At 60.3% G+C, this 16,627-nt stretch carries 16 protein-coding genes; 12 read left to right on the plus strand and 4 right to left on the minus strand.

Annotation, left to right across the window (positions count from 1 at the left end):
* Positions 1 to 143: 143 nt before the first annotated feature.
* Together CKW26_RS14830 and CKW26_RS14835 are read right to left on the minus strand one after the other, a co-directional pair.
* Positions 144 to 1,619 carry an inorganic phosphate transporter gene (locus CKW26_RS14830; protein WP_007917114.1) on the minus strand — a complete coding sequence of 492 codons (1,476 nt, stop codon included), beginning with the start codon at positions 1,617 to 1,619 and terminating at the stop codon, positions 144 to 146.
* A gap of 374 nt (positions 1,620 to 1,993) precedes the next feature.
* A complete protein-coding gene (locus tag CKW26_RS14835) occupies positions 1,994 to 2,194 on the minus strand; it encodes a hypothetical protein (protein WP_008080067.1) in 201 nt (66 codons plus the stop codon).
* Positions 2,195 to 2,398: 204 nt separating this feature from the next.
* Here CKW26_RS14835 and CKW26_RS29975 point away from each other — a divergent pair, with 204 nt between their 5' ends.
* The 12 genes from CKW26_RS29975 to pcaC all read left to right on the plus strand — a co-directional run bounded on the left by CKW26_RS29975 (position 2,399) and on the right by pcaC (position 13,886).
* Complete coding sequence (locus CKW26_RS29975) at positions 2,399 to 2,560, plus strand: hypothetical protein (RefSeq protein ID WP_156685510.1); 162 nt, start codon at positions 2,399 to 2,401, stop codon at positions 2,558 to 2,560.
* A 283-nt stretch (positions 2,561 to 2,843) separates the two neighbouring features.
* Positions 2,844 to 3,686 (plus strand): pca regulon transcriptional regulator PcaR, encoded by an 843-nt coding sequence (gene pcaR / locus CKW26_RS14840; protein ID WP_007917109.1) that lies wholly within the window; start codon positions 2,844 to 2,846, stop codon positions 3,684 to 3,686.
* A 294-nt stretch (positions 3,687 to 3,980) separates the two neighbouring features.
* Positions 3,981 to 5,327, plus strand: a complete 1,347-nt coding sequence (locus CKW26_RS14845) for an MFS transporter (protein ID WP_093438668.1) — start codon at positions 3,981 to 3,983, stop codon at positions 5,325 to 5,327.
* A 287-nt stretch (positions 5,328 to 5,614) separates the two neighbouring features.
* The gene (locus CKW26_RS14850; RefSeq protein ID WP_095049150.1) at positions 5,615 to 6,472 is read left to right on the plus strand and encodes a CoA transferase subunit A; all 858 of its coding nucleotides are present in this window, start codon (positions 5,615 to 5,617) and stop codon (positions 6,470 to 6,472) included.
* Positions 6,472 to 7,251: a CoA-transferase subunit beta gene (locus CKW26_RS14855; protein WP_095049151.1), complete on the plus strand. Its 780-nt coding sequence runs from the start codon at positions 6,472 to 6,474 to the stop codon at positions 7,249 to 7,251. Before CKW26_RS14850 ends, CKW26_RS14855 begins: the two co-directional genes overlap by 1 nt.
* A complete protein-coding gene (pcaF, locus tag CKW26_RS14860; protein WP_177409255.1) occupies positions 7,248 to 8,453 on the plus strand; it encodes a 3-oxoadipyl-CoA thiolase in 1,206 nt (401 codons plus the stop codon). The genes CKW26_RS14855 and pcaF overlap by 4 nt, the downstream gene beginning before the upstream one ends.
* A gap of 36 nt (positions 8,454 to 8,489) precedes the next feature.
* On the plus strand, positions 8,490 to 9,194 hold the full coding sequence (gene pcaH, locus CKW26_RS14865) for a protocatechuate 3,4-dioxygenase subunit beta (protein WP_008080089.1): 705 nt from the start codon (positions 8,490 to 8,492) through the stop codon (positions 9,192 to 9,194).
* 1 nt (position 9,195) lies between these two features.
* The gene (gene pcaG, locus CKW26_RS14870) at positions 9,196 to 9,762 is read left to right on the plus strand and encodes a protocatechuate 3,4-dioxygenase subunit alpha (protein ID WP_095049153.1); all 567 of its coding nucleotides are present in this window, start codon (positions 9,196 to 9,198) and stop codon (positions 9,760 to 9,762) included.
* Positions 9,763 to 9,972: 210 nt separating this feature from the next.
* The gene (locus CKW26_RS14875; protein ID WP_095049154.1) at positions 9,973 to 11,268 is read left to right on the plus strand and encodes an MFS family transporter; all 1,296 of its coding nucleotides are present in this window, start codon (positions 9,973 to 9,975) and stop codon (positions 11,266 to 11,268) included.
* A 46-nt stretch (positions 11,269 to 11,314) separates the two neighbouring features.
* Positions 11,315 to 12,679: a 3-carboxy-cis,cis-muconate cycloisomerase gene (locus tag CKW26_RS14880; protein WP_095049155.1), complete on the plus strand. Its 1,365-nt coding sequence runs from the start codon at positions 11,315 to 11,317 to the stop codon at positions 12,677 to 12,679.
* A 12-nt stretch (positions 12,680 to 12,691) separates the two neighbouring features.
* The gene (gene pcaD / locus CKW26_RS14885) at positions 12,692 to 13,483 is read left to right on the plus strand and encodes a 3-oxoadipate enol-lactonase (RefSeq protein WP_095049156.1); all 792 of its coding nucleotides are present in this window, start codon (positions 12,692 to 12,694) and stop codon (positions 13,481 to 13,483) included.
* Positions 13,484 to 13,493: 10 nt separating this feature from the next.
* Entirely contained in the window at positions 13,494 to 13,886 is a 393-nt protein-coding gene (gene pcaC / locus CKW26_RS14890; protein WP_007957838.1) for a 4-carboxymuconolactone decarboxylase, read from the plus strand.
* A gap of 105 nt (positions 13,887 to 13,991) precedes the next feature.
* Here the strand turns inward: pcaC and CKW26_RS14895 are convergent, their stop codons facing one another.
* Complete coding sequence (locus CKW26_RS14895) at positions 13,992 to 14,795, minus strand: methyltransferase domain-containing protein (RefSeq protein ID WP_095049157.1); 804 nt, start codon at positions 14,793 to 14,795, stop codon at positions 13,992 to 13,994.
* Between the two features lie 268 nt (positions 14,796 to 15,063).
* Complete coding sequence (locus tag CKW26_RS14900; protein ID WP_095049158.1) at positions 15,064 to 16,323, minus strand: OprD family porin; 1,260 nt, start codon at positions 16,321 to 16,323, stop codon at positions 15,064 to 15,066.
* Positions 16,324 to 16,627 lie beyond the last annotated feature (304 nt).

Here is a 16,627-nt window from a genome sequence, read left to right on the forward strand (position 1 = left end):
GGACTCGCTGTAAGAGCGAAACCGCCAGCGGCAGCACCCGCAGCAACGGATATGCCCCCAATCCCAATCCCAATCCCAAAACCCCAAACACAAAAAAAGGCGCGATCCTCTCGAATCGCGCCTTTCTCAAGTACCGCTATCTATCAACTACCCAGCGCCTTCGACGCCAGCCAGAACAACCCGGCCGACAGCGCCACAGTCGCCGGCAGGGTCAACACCCACGCCAACAGAATGGTACGCACCGTGCCACCCTGCAGGCCGCTCTTGTTAGCAACCATGGTGCCCGCCACGCCCGAAGACAGCACGTGAGTGGTCGACACCGGCAGGCTGAAGATATTGGCCATACCGATCAAACTGGCAGTAGTGATCTGCGCCGACATGCCCTGGGAATAGGTCATGCCCTGCTTGCCGATCTTCTCACCGATGGTCAGTACCACGCGTTTCCAGCCAACCATGGTGCCCAGGCCCAGGGCCAGTGCAACCGCCAGAATCACCCAGAACGGGGCGTATTCGGTGGTGGTGGTCAGGTCTTTGCGCAGCTTGTCGAGGTCAGCCTTTTCACGGGCTTCCAGGCCAGGCAGCTTGCCAACCTTCTTCGCGGTGTCGTCCAGGCAGAGCAGGTAACGGCGCACTTCAATGCGGCTTTCCGACGATAGCGAGTGATAGTCCGCTACGCCTTTAAGCGTGTGCAGCAGGGCGCTGATGGTCGGTTCGGTCTGCTGCGGGTTGCAGCGGAATTTCTCCGGCAGGTCGCCTTCCACGCTTTTGCCCAAGGCCAGGAATTCACCCAGCGAATCGGCGTTGCGCTGGTAGAACTGGCTCAGGTGCAGGGTCGCATCGCGAGTGCGTTCGATCTGGTACGTGGTGCTGTTCAGATCAAGGACGAACTGCGCCGGGACGATACCGATCAACACCAACATGATCAGGCCGATGCCTTTCTGGCCATCGTTGGAACCGTGCACGAAGCTCACGGCCATGGCCGAGATCACCAGAACGAGACGGTTCCAGAACGGTGGGTGCTTCTTGTCGTCGATCTTGCGGCGTTGTTCCGGTGTCTTGTGCATCTTCGACAGCGGACGCCACCACTTCAGGCCGATCAGGATCAGCGCGGCGATCAGGAAGCCGGCCATTGGCGAGAACACCAGCGAGGCACCGATGTCGATCGCTTTCTGCCAGTTCACGCCGTCGGCCAACGGAATGTCGTTGATCAGGGCGTTGGCGAGGCCGACACCGAGGATCGAGCCGATCAGGGTGTGCGAGCTGGAAGCCGGGATACCGAAGTACCAGGTGCCCAGGTTCCAGGCGATTGCCGCGGCGAGCAACGAGAACACCATCGCCAGGCCATGGCCGGTGTTCACATTGATCAGCAGCTCAACCGGCAGCAAATGGACAATGGCATACGCCACGCCAACGCCGCCCAGCAGCACGCCGAGGAAATTGAACACACCGGAGAAGAACACCGCCAGGTGGGGCGGCATGGCTTTGGTGTAGATAACAGTGGCTACCGCGTTAGCGGTGTCATGAAATCCATTGATGAACTCGAAGGCGAGGACAAACGTCAGGGCGAGCAAGAGGCTCACAAGCACCCAAGCATCCAGTCCGCTGAATAAATCGATCATGAAGGTTTTCTGACCCGGTCGTAAGGGGGCGCGATTATGCCAGAAAAGACTGGAAATCGATCCCCTCCCTGCTCATCGGTTACACACTTCTTCGATTTAATTTGTTGCAACGCATGAAAACCAAGCGTGCTGCAGGGTTTTTCAAGTGTTTGATTTGCTTAATAAAAAGCTTGTTTTGCAAGCGAATTTACCGATGCGCAGACGTCTCAAACGCTTGTCTGAAATATATGTGAAACCTGTAGGACGCCCGTTCTCAGTCAGTCAGACCGGATGATGGCCGCTGCCCGCGGGTAGCGGGCGCGCAAGGCATCGTCGTTCCACCGCGTTTGTAACCGGTGTGGACGCAAACCTTCAAAAGATCCGAAAACCGTGGCTCAAGGCTCTTCGGCTTTGAGTTCCTTTTCGATTTTTTCGATTTCCTGCTTGAAGACCTGATCCTGAACGGTAGGGCGTTTACGCCATGCTTTGCGTTCCGGTTCGGGCTGAGCGGCGTAGGTGGTGACTTCCCCGCCGTAAACTTCCTTGTAACGTTGTTCCTGGCGCTCAAGTTCCGCGCGCAGTTCGTCTTTCGTCACAGTGCTACCTGTATGAGTTGAGTTAAGTGTCTGGTGAAACGCACTGCAACGAATCGATTGAACGGAGCCACCGCGAGTTCAACGCCCGGACAGGCATTGGTGTGAACGGTGGGGCGATCAAGACTTCCGTGTTACAGGCGGCTACGGCACCAGATAAAAACTGACGCAGCATCAGTTTCCTGTTTCAGCGAGCGCAGGCGTTGCATGAGTAATGCGCGTCAGGCGCTGGCCGGGCTGTTGGCGATGGGCATCGCCGCAGCGGGTGACGACCTCGCGATTGAAAACGAGGTGCCACTGAGCTGCATTATAGCGGTCGATTCAGGAATGACTATCTTTGCCAAGTTAAAAACGGTTCCGGATGTGTGATTGTTTTGTGACTCGCAACTTTTGTTACTAGTTGAAGTGCGTGTTGGCGCTTATTGCGTGGGTGATCTGTTTTTGGCGCCATTTAGTCGGACAACTAAGGCTGTGATTCTGATAATCGCAAAGTTTGGCTTGCCCCATAAATGGCTAGAGGCTAGCCCATCAGCTGATTGCGATTATCGGTCGACGGTTCGATAATCGCCCAATCTTGCAGCCCGACGCTTGTGCATTTGTCGGCGAGCCGCTTGTATAGCCCATTGATCCGTGCCGGATAAAAGGACAAGAAATGAACGATCAAATGCGCAACTCCTTCACCTCCGTGGCGCCGCCGATCGTCGCCTCGCCGGCCAAACGCATCCAGGCGCTGACCGGTGATCCGGACTTCATGACTTCGCTGGCTCGTGGTCTGGCGGTGGTGCAGGCGTTTCAGGAGCGCAAGCGCCATCTGACTATCGCCCAGATCAGCCACCGCACCGAGATTCCCCGCGCCGCCGTGCGCCGTTGCCTGCATACGCTGATCAAACTCGGCTACGCCACCACGGACGGTCGCACATATTCATTGCTGCCCAAAGTGCTGACCCTCGGCCACGCCTATCTGTCGTCGACGCCGTTGGCAGTGTCCGCTCAGCCGTACCTCGACCGCATGAGCGAACAACTGCACGAAGCCTGCAACATGGCAACGCTCGAGGGCGACGACATTCTCTACATCGCCCGCTCGGCGACCACCCAGCGACTGATTTCGGTGGACCTGTCGGTGGGCGGCCGTCTGCCGGCGTATTGCACATCAATGGGCCGGATTCTGCTGGCAGCCCTTGATGACACCTCGCTGCGTGAATACCTCGATCACGCCGAACTGGTCGCCAAGACCAGCCGCACGATTCACACGCCCGATGCTTTGCTCGAATGCCTGCAGGAAGTGCGGCAGCAAGGCTGGTGCATCGTCGATCAGGAACTGGAACAAGGTCTGCGTTCGATTGCCGTGCCGGTCTACGACGCTTCCGGCCAGGTGGTGGCAGCGCTCAACGTCAGCACCCACGCCGGTCGCGTCAGTCGTACCGAGCTGGAGCAGCGCTTCCTGCCGGGACTGCTCAGTGCCAGTCGTGACCTCAGTGCGCAGCTGTTCGCCTGATGAAGCTGTTCGATAAACGCACAGTGTTGCGTTTATCGAATTGACGCTAAAACCCTCGGATCATTAATGTCGCGGCAGCGTCATCCGGCGCTGATGTGAATGAACCCGCCGGACTGCCGACTCCCATAATAATGACAAGAGGCAACTCACCATGCGCATGCTCTCCGACTGTCTCCGCCCCATCCGCTGTTGCCGGGTTCACCGCAACGCCTGATCCAGACCTTCTATTCTTGTGACCGTGCCGCTCTCTGGCCGGCCGCCGTTCGACTGCGTTTTTTGCGTGGAATAAAAATAATGAACCAGCCTCAGTCCGCTGTGGGTAACTGCCTCGACGTGCAGACCTTCATCAATGCCCAACCGATCTCGCGCTATCAGTGGCGCGTAGTGATCCTGTGTTTCCTGATTGTCTTTCTCGATGGCCTCGACACCGCCGCGATGGGGTTTATTGCCCCGGCGCTGTCGCAGGATTGGGGCATCGACCGGGCCAGCCTTGGCCCGGTGATGAGTGCCGCGCTGATTGGCATGGTCTTCGGCGCACTGGGTTCCGGGCCTTTGGCTGACCGCTTCGGGCGCAAAGTGGTACTCGTTGGCGCGGTGGTTCTGTTCGGTGCCTTCAGCCTGGCGTCGGCGTACAGCAGCAACGTTGAACAGCTGCTGGTGCTGCGCTTCCTCACTGGCCTTGGCTTGGGCGCGGGGATGCCGAATGCCACAACTCTGCTCTCGGAATACACCCCGGAGCGCAAGAAATCGCTGCTGGTGACCAGCATGTTCTGCGGTTTCAACCTGGGCATGGCCGGTGGCGGGTTCATTTCCGCCAAGCTGATTCCGGCGTTCGGCTGGCACAGCCTGCTGCTGATCGGCGGGATCCTGCCGCTGATCCTCGCCGTGGTGCTGCTGTTCTGGCTGCCGGAATCGGCGCGTTATCTGGTGGTGCGCAATCGTGGCACGGACAAAGTGCGCAAGACCCTGGCGCCGATCGACCCGGTCACCGTCGCTCAGGCCTCGAGCTTCAGCGTACCGGAACAGAAAACCGTCAAGGCGCGCAACGTGTTCGCGGTGATCTTCTCCGGCACTTACAGCACTGGCACCTTGCTGCTGTGGCTAACCTACTTCATGGGCCTGGTGATTGTTTATCTGCTGACCAGTTGGTTGCCGACACTGATGCGTGACAGCGGCGCGAGCATGGAGCAAGCCGCATTTATTGGCGCGTTGTTCCAGTTCGGCGGGGTGTTGAGCGCGGTCGCTGTGGGATGGGCGATGGACCGCTTCAATCCGCACAAGGTCATCGGCATTTTCTACCTGCTGGCCGGGGTGTTTGCCTACGCGGTGGGGCAGAGCCTGGGCAACATCACGTTGCTGGCGACTTTGGTGCTGGTGGCGGGGATGTGCGTGAACGGTGCGCAATCGGCGATGCCGTCACTGGCGGCGCGGTTTTATCCCACCCAAGGGCGGGCGACCGGGGTCTCATGGATGCTGGGGATTGGCCGCTTTGGCGCGATTCTCGGGGCATGGATGGGCGCGACATTGTTGGGCCTGGGCTGGAATTTCGAGCAGGTGTTGACGGCGTTGGTGATTCCGGCGGCATTGGCGACTACTGCGGTGGTGATCAAAGGCATGGTCAGTCATGCGGATGCGACCTGAGTATCAGCGCATGATCGTTCCCACGCTCTGCGTGGGAACGCCTCAATAGACGCTCTGCGTCTGCTTTGGGAGGCGGAGCGTCCCGGGCTGCATTCCCACGCGGAGCGTGGGAACGATCAATCAAAACACGAACCGATAGGCTGACAACAATCTGTTCGATAAACGAACACTCAGTCGATTATCGGATTGTTTGGCGATTTTCCCAGGCTTAATCTGCAGTGACTCCGGCGCTGAACCTCGCGCCTTTTTATCACTGGCGATTCATTACAAAAACAGGAGCCCGCTCCATGGCTGAGATCCTTTCGCTGCACGACGCGGTGAAGCAATTCGTCAACGACGGTGACACCGTCGCACTCGAAGGCTTCACTCACCTGATCCCTACAGCAGCGGGTCATGAAATCATTCGTCAGGGCAAGAAAGATCTGACGCTGGTGCGGATGACACCTGACCTGATCTACGACCAACTGATCGGCGCCGGTTGCGCACGAAAACTGATTTTCTCCTGGGGCGGCAACCCGGGCGTCGGTTCGCTGCACCGCCTGCGTGACGCGGTCGAGAAACAATGGCCGCATGCTCTCGAAATCGAAGAGCACAGCCATGCCGACCTGGCCAATGCCTACGTCGCTGGCGCATCCGGCCTGCCGTTCGCGGTGCTGCGCGGCTACGCCGGCTCCGACCTGCCGAAGGTCAATCCACTGATCAAAACCGTGACCTGCCCGTTCACCGGTGAAGTGCTGGCGGCGGTGCCGTCGGTGCGCCCGGACGTGACCGTGATCCACGCACAGAAAGCCGACCGTCAGGGCAACGTGCTGCTGTGGGGCATCCTCGGTGTGCAGAAAGAAGCGGCACTGGCGGCCAAACGCTGCATCGTCACCGTGGAAGAGATTGTCGACAACCTCAACGCGCCGATGAATGCCTGCGTGCTGCCGACCTGGGCCTTGAGCGCAGTCTGCCACGTGCCCGGCGGCGCGCACCCGTCCTACGCCCACGGTTACACCGAGCGCGACAATCGTTTCTATCAGGCGTGGGACCCGATTGCCCGTGACCGTGAAACGTTTACTGCGTGGATCAACGAATACATCCATGGCTGCGCTGACTTCAGCGCGTTCCAGGCCAAGTTGGCCGCTGCTTCGGAGGCCAAGTAATGACTTACACCACCAATGAAATGATGACCGTCGCTGCGGCCCGTCGCCTGAAGAACGGCTCGGTGTGCTTCGTCGGCATCGGCCTGCCGTCGAAAGCCGCCAACCTTGCGCGCCTGACCTCGTCGCCGGACGTGGTGCTGATTTACGAGTCGGGCCCGATTGGCGCCAAGCCAAGCGTGCTGCCGCTGTCGATCGGTGACGGCGAACTCGCTGAAACCGCTGACACCGTCGTACCGACCGGTGAGATTTTTCGCTACTGGTTACAGGGCGGGCGCATCGACGTCGGTTTTCTCGGCGCCGCGCAGGTCGACCGTTTCGGCAACATCAACACCACCGTGGTCGGCGATTACTTCTCGCCAAAAGTGCGCCTGCCGGGTGCCGGTGGTGCGCCGGAGATTGCCGGTTCGGCGAAAAGCGTGTTGATCATCCTTAAACAGTCGGCGCGCTCGTTTGTCGACAAGCTCGATTTCATCACCTCAGTCGGTCACGGCGAGGGCGGTGATTCGCGCAAACGTCTGGGCCTGCCGGGCGCCGGGCCGGTCGGGATCATCACCGATCTGTGCATCATGGAGCCGGAAGAGGGTACCCACGAATTTGTGGTCACCGCACTGCACCCGGGCGTGACCCGCGAGCAAGTGGTCGCGGCTACCGGTTGGGCGATCCGTTTTGCCGACAACGTCGAGAGCACTGCGCAACCGACTGAAGTCGAACTGACCGCGCTGCGCGATCTCGAAGCGCGCACGGCGGCCGCCCACGGTCAGGCACCGGGAGAAGCATGATGCGTGAGGTTTATATCTGCGATGCGATTCGCACCCCGATCGGCCGGTTCGGCGGCGGTTTGTCCGCCGTGCGTGCCGATGACCTGGCCGCCGTGCCGATCAAAGCCCTGATGGAACGCAATCCCTCGGTGGACTGGACCGCCATTGATGAAGTGTTCCTCGGTTGCGCCAACCAGGCCGGCGAAGACAACCGCAACGTCGCGCGCATGGCGCTGCTGTTGGCGGGCCTGCCGGACAGCGTGCCGGGCGTGACCCTCAATCGTCTTTGCGCTTCGGGCATGGACGCGATCGGCACGGCGTTCCGTGCCATCGCCAGCGGCGAGATGGAACTGGCGATTGCCGGCGGCGTCGAGTCAATGTCCCGCGCACCATTCGTGATGGGCAAGGCTGACGCAGCGTTTTCGCGCAACATGAAGCTGGAAGACACCACCATCGGCTGGCGTTTCATCAACCCGTTGATGAAGGCGCAGTACGGCGTCGACGCGATGCCGCAGACCGCCGATAACGTCGCCGATGACTATAAAGTCTCGCGCGCCGATCAAGACGCTTTCGCCCTGCGTAGCCAGCAACGTACCGCCGCCGCGCAGGCCGCCGGTTACTTCGCCGAAGAAATTGTTGAAGTACGGATTGCCCACAAGAAGGGCGAAACGGTGGTCAGCCAGGATGAACATCCGCGCGCCGACACCACGATTGAAGCGCTGACCAAGCTGAAACCGGTCAACGGCCCGGACAAAACCGTCACCGCCGGCAATGCCTCCGGCGTCAACGACGGTGCCGCTGCACTAATTCTGGCTTCCGCCGAAGCCGTGAAAAAACACGGCCTGACCGCCCGCGCCAAAGTGCTCGGCATGGCCAGCGCCGGTGTTGCGCCGCGGGTGATGGGAATCGGCCCGGTGCCAGCGGTGCGCAAATTGATCGAGCGCCTCGGCGTAGCGGTCAGCGATTTCGACGTTATCGAACTCAACGAAGCGTTTGCCAGCCAAGGCTTGGCGGTGCTGCGTGAACTGGGTCTGGCGGACGATGCCGCGCAGGTCAACCCGAATGGTGGCGCCATTGCCTTGGGTCACCCGCTGGGCATGAGCGGCGCACGATTGGTGCTGACTGCCCTGCATCAGCTGGAAAAGACCGGTGGCAAGAAAGGTCTGGCGACCATGTGCGTCGGTGTCGGCCAAGGTCTGGCCCTGGCCATCGAACGCGTCTGACGCAAGCCGTGACGAAATAGAACAGAGGAAAGCGACATGTCTGACAAGCCTGGTTACCGTCGTCCGCAGGAAGGCACTCAGCCTGAGTACCTGCACCCGACGTATCAATCCACCAACCTGCGCTCGCCGTCCAAACCATTGGTGTTTCTGCCGCACTCGCTGTCGGAAATCACCGGGCCGACCATCGGGGCCGAGCGCGTGGGCGACACCGATAACGACCTGACCGCCCAGCATGAAGGCGAGCCGCAGGGCGAACGCATCATCATTCACGGCCGCGTGCTCGACGAAAACGGTCTGCCGGTGCCGGGGATTCTGGTGGAGATCTGGCAGGCCAACGCCGCCGGCCGCTATAACCACAAGCGCGACCTGCACGACGCGCCGCTGGACCCGAACTTCACCGGTACTGGCCGCACCGTCACCGACGCCGATGGCTGGTATCAGTTCCAGACCATCAAGCCCGGCGCCTACCCTTGGGGTAACCATCACAACGCCTGGCGCCCGGCGCATATCCACTTCTCGCTGTTCGGGCCGAGCATCCTCACGCGTCTGGTCACGCAAATGTATTTCCCGGGCGATCCGCTGCTGGCCTACGACCCGATCTACAACTGCGTGCCGGACACCTCGGCCAAGGAACGCCTGATCGCCAGTTTCGATCTGGAAAAAACCATTCCGTCCTACGCCCTCGGTTATCGCTGGGACATCGTGCTGCGCGGGCGTGAAGCCACGCCGATGGAGAAATAAGATGACGCTGACTGCGACCACGTCCCACACCGTCGGGCCGTACTACCACATCGGCCTGACCTGGCTGAACCGTGAAGACCTCACCGTTGAGCAAACCCTCGGTGAGCGCGTGGCAATCACCGGGCAAGTGGTGGATGGCAACGGCGATGTCGTTAACGACGCCATGCTCGAAGTCTGGCAGGCCAACGCTGCCGGCAAATACGACCACCCGGAAGACGAGCAGGACAAACCGCTTGATCCGCACTTTGAAGGTTTTGGCCGGGTGCCGGTGGATGCTGAAGGGCGCTTCCGTTTCACCACCATCAAACCGGGCACGGTTGAGGGGCTGAAGGGCTCGACCCAGGCGCCGCATCTGGTGGTGCTGGTGTTTGCCCGTGGCTTGGTCAAACACTTGCTGACGCGGATCTACTTTGAAGGCGAGCCGGCCAACGTTGATGATCCGTTACTCGATTGTGTGCCGGCCGAGCGTCGCAGCACGTTGCTGGCCAAGCAGGACGCCTCGGGTGTTTACCAGTGGAATGTGATTCTGCAGGGCACTGACGCCGAGACGGTGTTCTTCGATTATTAAAATCAAAAGATCACCGCCTGCGGCAGCTTCTACATGATCGTTCCCACGCTCTGCGTGGGAATGCCGCCATGGACGCTCCGCGTCCACTGTGACGCGGAGCGTCACCGGATGCGTTACCACGCGGAGCGTGGGAACGACCGATGTAGGATGTGGAACGGGACTGTTGCAAAGTATGTCTAGACTCTCACTGTCCCTATCGAGTGAAAAACAATGACAACGACCACCTCCCATTACACCGGTGAAGAGCGCAGCAAGCGCATCTTTGCCATTGTCGGCGCCTCGTCTGGCAACCTCGTCGAATGGTTCGACTTCTACGTCTACGCCTTCTGCGCGATCTATTTCGCCCCGGCGTTCTTCCCCTCCGACAACCCGACGGTGCAACTGGTCAATACCGCTGGCGTGTTCGCCGCCGGCTTCCTGATGCGTCCGATTGGTGGCTGGATTTTCGGCCGGGTCGCCGACAAGCACGGGCGCAAGAATTCGATGCTCATCTCGATTCTGATGATGTGCTTCGGCTCGTTGCTGATTGCCTGCCTGCCGACCTATAAGGACATCGGCGTCTGGGCACCGGTCCTGCTGTTGTTCGCACGCTTGCTGCAAGGCTTGTCGGTCGGCGGCGAGTACGGCACCACCGCGACCTATATGAGCGAAGTTGCCCTCAAGGGCCAGCGTGGATTTTTCGCCTCGTTCCAGTACGTGACCCTGATCGGCGGGCAACTGTTGGCGGTGTCGCTGGTGGTGGTCCTGCAGCAATTCCTCACCGAAGAAGACCTGCGTGCCTACGGCTGGCGGATTCCGTTTGTGGTCGGTGCGGTGGCGGCGCTGATTTCGCTGTTCCTGCGTCGTTCGCTGAAAGAAACCACCAACAAGGAAACCCGCGCGCACAAAGACGCTGGCAGCATCAGCGCACTGTTCCGCGATCACAAAGCCGCGTTCATTACCGTGCTCGGTTACACCGCCGGTGGCTCGCTGATTTTCTACACTTTCACCACCTACATGCAGAAGTACCTGGTGAACACCGCCGGCATGCACGCCAAGACCGCCAGCTACATCATGACCGGCGCGCTGTTCCTGTATATGTGCATGCAGCCGCTGTTCGGCATGCTCGCCGACAAGATTGGCCGACGTAATTCGATGCTCTGGTTCGGCGCACTCGGCACGCTGTTCACCGTGCCGATCCTGCTCAGCCTGAAAAGCGTCAGCAGCCCGTTCCTCGCGTTTGTGCTGATCACCGTGGCGCTGGCGATTGTCAGTTTCTACACCTCGATCAGCGGCTTGGTGAAAGCAGAAATGTTCCCGCCGGAGGTCCGTGCCCTTGGCGTTGGTCTGGCCTATGCGGTGGCGAACGCGATCTTCGGCGGTTCGGCGGAATTCGTCGCCCTGAGCCTGAAGAACATCGGCATGGAAAACTCCTTCTACTGGTACGTTACGGCCATGATGGCGATCGCCTTCCTGTTCAGTCTGCGCTTGCCGAAACAGGCGGCGTATTTGCACCACGATCTCTAACCCGAAGTGCGCGGGTCGTCAGGGCCCGCGCCGGCAAGGACTGTTTATGACTCAGCGACCGGGCAATCAATTGTTCGATGCCTATTTCACTGCCCGCGATATGCGTGAGGTGTTCTGCGATCAGGGCCGCGTGCAGGCCATGCTCGACTTCGAAGCGGCGCTGGCCCGGGCCGAGGCGCGGGTCGGGTTGATTCCAGCTTCCGCTGTGGCACCGATTGCGGCGGCATGCAGCGCTGGTCTGTATGACTTCGCGGTTCTGGGCGAAGCGATTGCCACGGCCGGCAATTCGGCGATTCCGCTGGTCAAGGCATTGGGCAAGCAGATTGCTGCCAGCGACGCTGAAGCCGAACGTTATGTGCATTTGGGCGCGACCAGTCAGGACGTGATGGATTCCGGGCTGGTGTTGCAATTGCGTCAGGCGCTGGCGTTGATCGAGAACGATCTCTCGCAACTCGCTGATTCCCTCGCGATCCAGGCGCAACGTCATGCTGCAACGCCGTTGGCCGGGCGCACGTGGCTGCAACACGCGACGCCGGTAACCCTCGGCATGAAAATCGCCGGATGGCTGGGCGCGGTGAATCGCAGCCGTCAGCGCTTGCGTGAACTCAAGCCGCGTTTGCTGGTGCTGCAATTCGGTGGCGCTTCCGGGACCCTCGCCGCGTTGGGCGAACAGGCCTTGCCGATTGCCGAAGCGCTGGCTGAAGAACTGCAACTGACCTTGCCGGAACAGCCGTGGCACACCCAGCGTGATCGCGTGGTCGAGTTCGGCGCGGTGCTGGGTTTGATCGCCGGCAGCCTGGGCAAATTCGGCCGCGACATCAGCCTGTTGATGCAGACTGAAGCGGCTGAGGTGTTCGAGCCATCGGCACCGGGCAAGGGTGGTTCGTCGACCATGCCGCACAAACGCAACCCGGTGGGCGCGGCGGTGTTGATCGGCGCAGCGACGCGGGTGCCGGGTCTGGTCTCGACGCTGTTCAGCGCGATGCCCCAGGAGCACGAGCGCAGCCTCGGTCTGTGGCATGCCGAATGGGAAACCCTGCCGGAGATTTGCTGCCTCGTTTCCGGTTCGCTGCAACAGGCACGCTTGCTCGCCGACGGTCTGGAAGTCGACGCCGCACGCATGGCCCGCAACCTCGAATTGACTCAGGGGCTGGTGTTGGCCGAAGCCGTCAGCATCGTCCTTGCCCAGCGTGTCGGCCGCGACGCCGCGCATCACCTGCTCGAACAATGCTGCAAACGCGCGGTGGCCGAGCAGCGCCATTTGCGCGCCGTGCTCGGTGACGAACCGCAAGTCACCGCCGAGTTGAGCAGCGCTGAACTTGATCAACTTTTGAACCCCGCTCATTACCTCGGCCAGGCAAAAACCTGGGTCGAGCGCGCGGTGGCCGAACACAACGCATTGTCTGTCTGAAAGGAGAGGGCTGTGGCTTTCGTTCAACTCGCCGATGGCGAACTGCATTATCAAATCGAGGGCCCGGTCGATGCGCCGGTGCTGGTGCTCTCCAACTCGCTAGGCACTGATCTGCACATGTGGGACGCGCAGATGCCGGCGTTTACCGAGCACTTTCGCGTGCTGCGTTTCGATACCCGTGGCCACGGCGAATCGCTGGTGACGCCGGGTCCTTACAGCATCGAGCAACTCGGTCATGACGTGCTCGGTTTGCTGGATGCACTGCACATTGAGCGTGCGCATTTTTGTGGGCTGTCGATGGGAGGCCTGATCGGCCAGTGGCTGGGGATCAATGCCGGGCATCGGCTGCATAAGCTGATCGTCTGCAATACCGCGGCAAAAATCGGTGATCCGTCGGTGTGGAATCCACGCATCGAAACCGTGCTGCGTGACGGTGCGGCAGCGATGGTGGCCCTGCGTGATGCATCGATTGCCCGCTGGTTCACCCCGGACTTTTCGGCTGCTCATCCGGCAGCGGCCAAGCAGATTACCGACATGCTCGCGGCCACCTCGCCGCAAGGTTATGCGGCTAACTGCGCAGCGGTGCGTGATGCGGATTTCCGCGAGCAACTGGTTTCGATCAACGTGCCGTTGCTAGTGATTGCCGGCACTGAAGATGCGGTGACGCCGCCGGCCGGTGGGCACTTTATTCAGGAACATGTACGCGGCGCCGAATACGCCGAGTTCTATGCGGCGCACCTGTCCAACGTGCAGGCTGGCGTGGACTTCAGTGATCGTGTGTTGGCGTTTTTGCGGGCTAAGTGAGGAAGTTTTTGTGGACGAGAAACAACGTTACGACGACGGCATGCAAGTGCGTCGCGCGGTGCTGGGCGATGCCCATGTCGATCGCAGCCTGACCACGCTGACCGAGTTCAACTCGGAGTTTCAGGAAATGATCACCCGGCATGCGTGGGGCGATATCTGGACGCGACCGGGCTTGCCACGTCATACGCGCAGTCTGATCACCATCGCCATGCTGATCGGCATGAACCGCGAAGGCGAACTGAAACTGCACTTGCGCGCGGCGGCCAATAACGGCGTGAGCCGGGGTGAGATCAAGGAAGTGATCATGCAGAGCGCGATCTATTGCGGGATTCCAGCGGCGAATGCGACGTTTCATCTGGCTGAATCGGTTTGGGATGAGCTGGGTGTTGAATCCAGGGATTGATGGTGCCTGAGCTGACGTCTTCGCGAGCAGGCTCGCTCCCACATTTGGAATGCGTTCCCCTGTAGGAGTGAGCCTGCTCGCGATAGCGATAGTGGCCGCGACGAATCAGACGGTTGCAACAATAAATATCCGCTTGAACGCAAACAACGTATGCCCATCCCCCTCCTGCGGATAATGCTTATGCACCCGCATCAGGTAGTGATAGATAAACCGCGCCTGTTCCGCTGAATCCAGCGCCTGCATCACCGGCCGCAGCGCCGAGACCTTCACCCAGTCATAAATTGGCGATTTGCCGTCAACCACCTGCAACTGCTCGGTCTCCCAGATATCCAGGGATGAGGTCAGCGGCGCGAGCAAGCGGTAGTAATCCTCCAGTGCCAACAACGGCCGCGCGGCCATGCGCTGGCGCAGTTCAGGTGTGCCCATTGGCGTGCCACCGGGGCCGCCATTTTCGAGAGTGTCGAGCATCAGCCGATACCACAGCGCATCGCGCCAGTCCGGCATGTGCGCCGCCAGACAACCGTCGGGATTCAGATAACCGAGCAGATGCGGCAGCAGCGTTTCATGGCCCTCGATAAAGTGCAGCACGGCGGCTGCGAGCAGCAGGTCCGCCGGCTGCTCCGGTTGCCAATCGAGCAGATCGCAGTGTTTCCACGATGCCCTGAGCGGCAGACAGCGCGCTTCTGCGAGCATCTGTGCCGAGCTGTCGATCCCCTGCAACTGCGCGCGCGGCCAGCGTTTGGCCAACAACTGCGTGGCAATGCCGGTGCCGCAGCCAATGTCGTAAATGCGTTGAGGATTTGGCAGGTCAACACGGTCGAGCAATTCATTGACCGGGCGTTGCCTGAGACGGGAAAACTGCTGGTACGCCTTGGCGTCCCAGTCGGGTGTTGCAAGACGAGAGATCATTGAGGTGGTCCTCCAGTGATCGATGGTGTCTTCCGATGACAACCTGGCTCCCAGCTTGAGGACCGACTACGACGACGGAAGCGGAAAGGTGAAGCACCTGACTCCTTCAGGTTTTGTCACTTTACCTGCCGGCCGGCAAAGTGCCACTTCTCCTGACCAATGGCGAGAATTCCAATGTAGGAGCTGCCGAAGGCTGCGATCTTTTGATCTTGTTTTTAAGATCAAAAGATCGCAGCCTGCGGCAGCTCCTACAGGGTTGGATCGGTGTTTAGAGGAGGCTGATCGGGTAGCTGACGATCAAACGGTTCTCGTCGAACTCGTTATTGCTGAAATCTCGACGCATGGTCGAGTTGCGCCATCTAAGGTTCAGATCCTTCAGCGCGCCGCTCTGCACGGTGTAGCCCAGTTCTGATTCGCGGCCCCATTCCTTGCCGTCGGTGATGGTCCCGGTGTGCACGTTGTCGCCGCTGATGTAGCGGTTCATCAGGGTCAGGCCGGGGATGCCCAGCGCGACGAAGTTGTAGTCATGGCGTACTTGCCAGGAACGTTCCTGCGCATTGTCGTAGCTGGCGTTGTAGCTGTCGTTGGCCAGCGTGCCGCCGCTGGTGCCGTTGACGCGCATCCAGGCGCTGTCGCCGGTGAGTTTCTGCAGGCCGACGTAGAAGGTGTTGCCGCCGTACTTCGCCGAGAACATCCCCGACCAGGTTTTGTTGTCGAGGTCGCCGGCGCGGGCGCTGCCATCGTCCTTGCCGTAGAAGAAGCCGAGGTTGGCGCCCAGCGTCCAGTCGCCCAGCGGCTGGCTGTGGATCAGGTTGACGTATTGCTGGCTGTAGATGTCCTTGAGTTCGGCGTTCCACAGGCCGATCTGTGTGCGTTTTTCGTTGAAAACGTATTCGCCGCCCTGAAAGTTGAAGCGATCAGAGGTGAACGCCGCTTTGCCGGTCATCGACATGTCGCTCATGCTGCTGTCATCGCGCGGGCTGTTGGCGCGGAACTGGCCGCCGTAGAGGGTCAGGCCGTCGATTTCTTTGGACGTGATCTGCCCGCCACGGAAGGTCTGTGGCAATGAGCGGCCATCGTCCGAACGCAGGATCGGCAGCACCGGCATCCACTCGCCGACCTTCACTTCGGTCTGCGAAAGCTTGGCTTTGAAAGCGACGTTGGTGCGACCGAAGTTGTCCGCCGGACGACCGTCATGGTCCAGCGGCAACAATTGGGTGCCGCCCGTGCCTTTGCCGCCATCAAGCTTTACCGAATACAGGCCCAGCACGTCCATGCCGAAGCCGACGGTGCCTTGGGTGAAGCCGGATTTGGCGTCGAGGATGAAGCTCTGCGTCCACTCTTCAGCCTTGCCCTGAGCCTTGGTCGGGTTGGTGAAGTTACGGTTGATATAGAAGTTGCGCAGGTTGAGATTGACCTTGGCGCCCTCGATGAAGCCGGCTTCTTCAGCCGCTGCGGGCAGCGCCGCGCCGGCCAGGGCCAGGGCGATCAGGCCGGGAATTGCGTAAGGCGCAGGGGAGGTTGTCATGGGCTCGGGTCTCTCTTGTTTTTTTAAGGCGAACAGGTGCGCTGACACCGGTTTTCGGAGTGCAAACATGAAAAGTGTTCAGAGGTGAAACGACGGCAATCAGCCGGACGGGGCAGGGCGCGGGAGCATGGTGTCGAACCTGTTGTTATTGGTTTTGTGGAGCGAATGGTGCGGGGGGCGGTGGTGGGGATTCAATCGGCGGAAGCGGTTTTTGGGCGATTATCGAACGCAAGATTTGCTCGGGGTTTTGGGTGAATGGGAGGGCCTCATCGCTGGCAAGCCAGCTCCCACAGGTTTTTGTGTC

This window comes from Pseudomonas sp. Irchel s3h9 (assembly GCF_900187475.1).
Taxonomy (GTDB): Bacteria; Pseudomonadota; Gammaproteobacteria; order Pseudomonadales; family Pseudomonadaceae; genus Aquipseudomonas; species Aquipseudomonas neuropathica.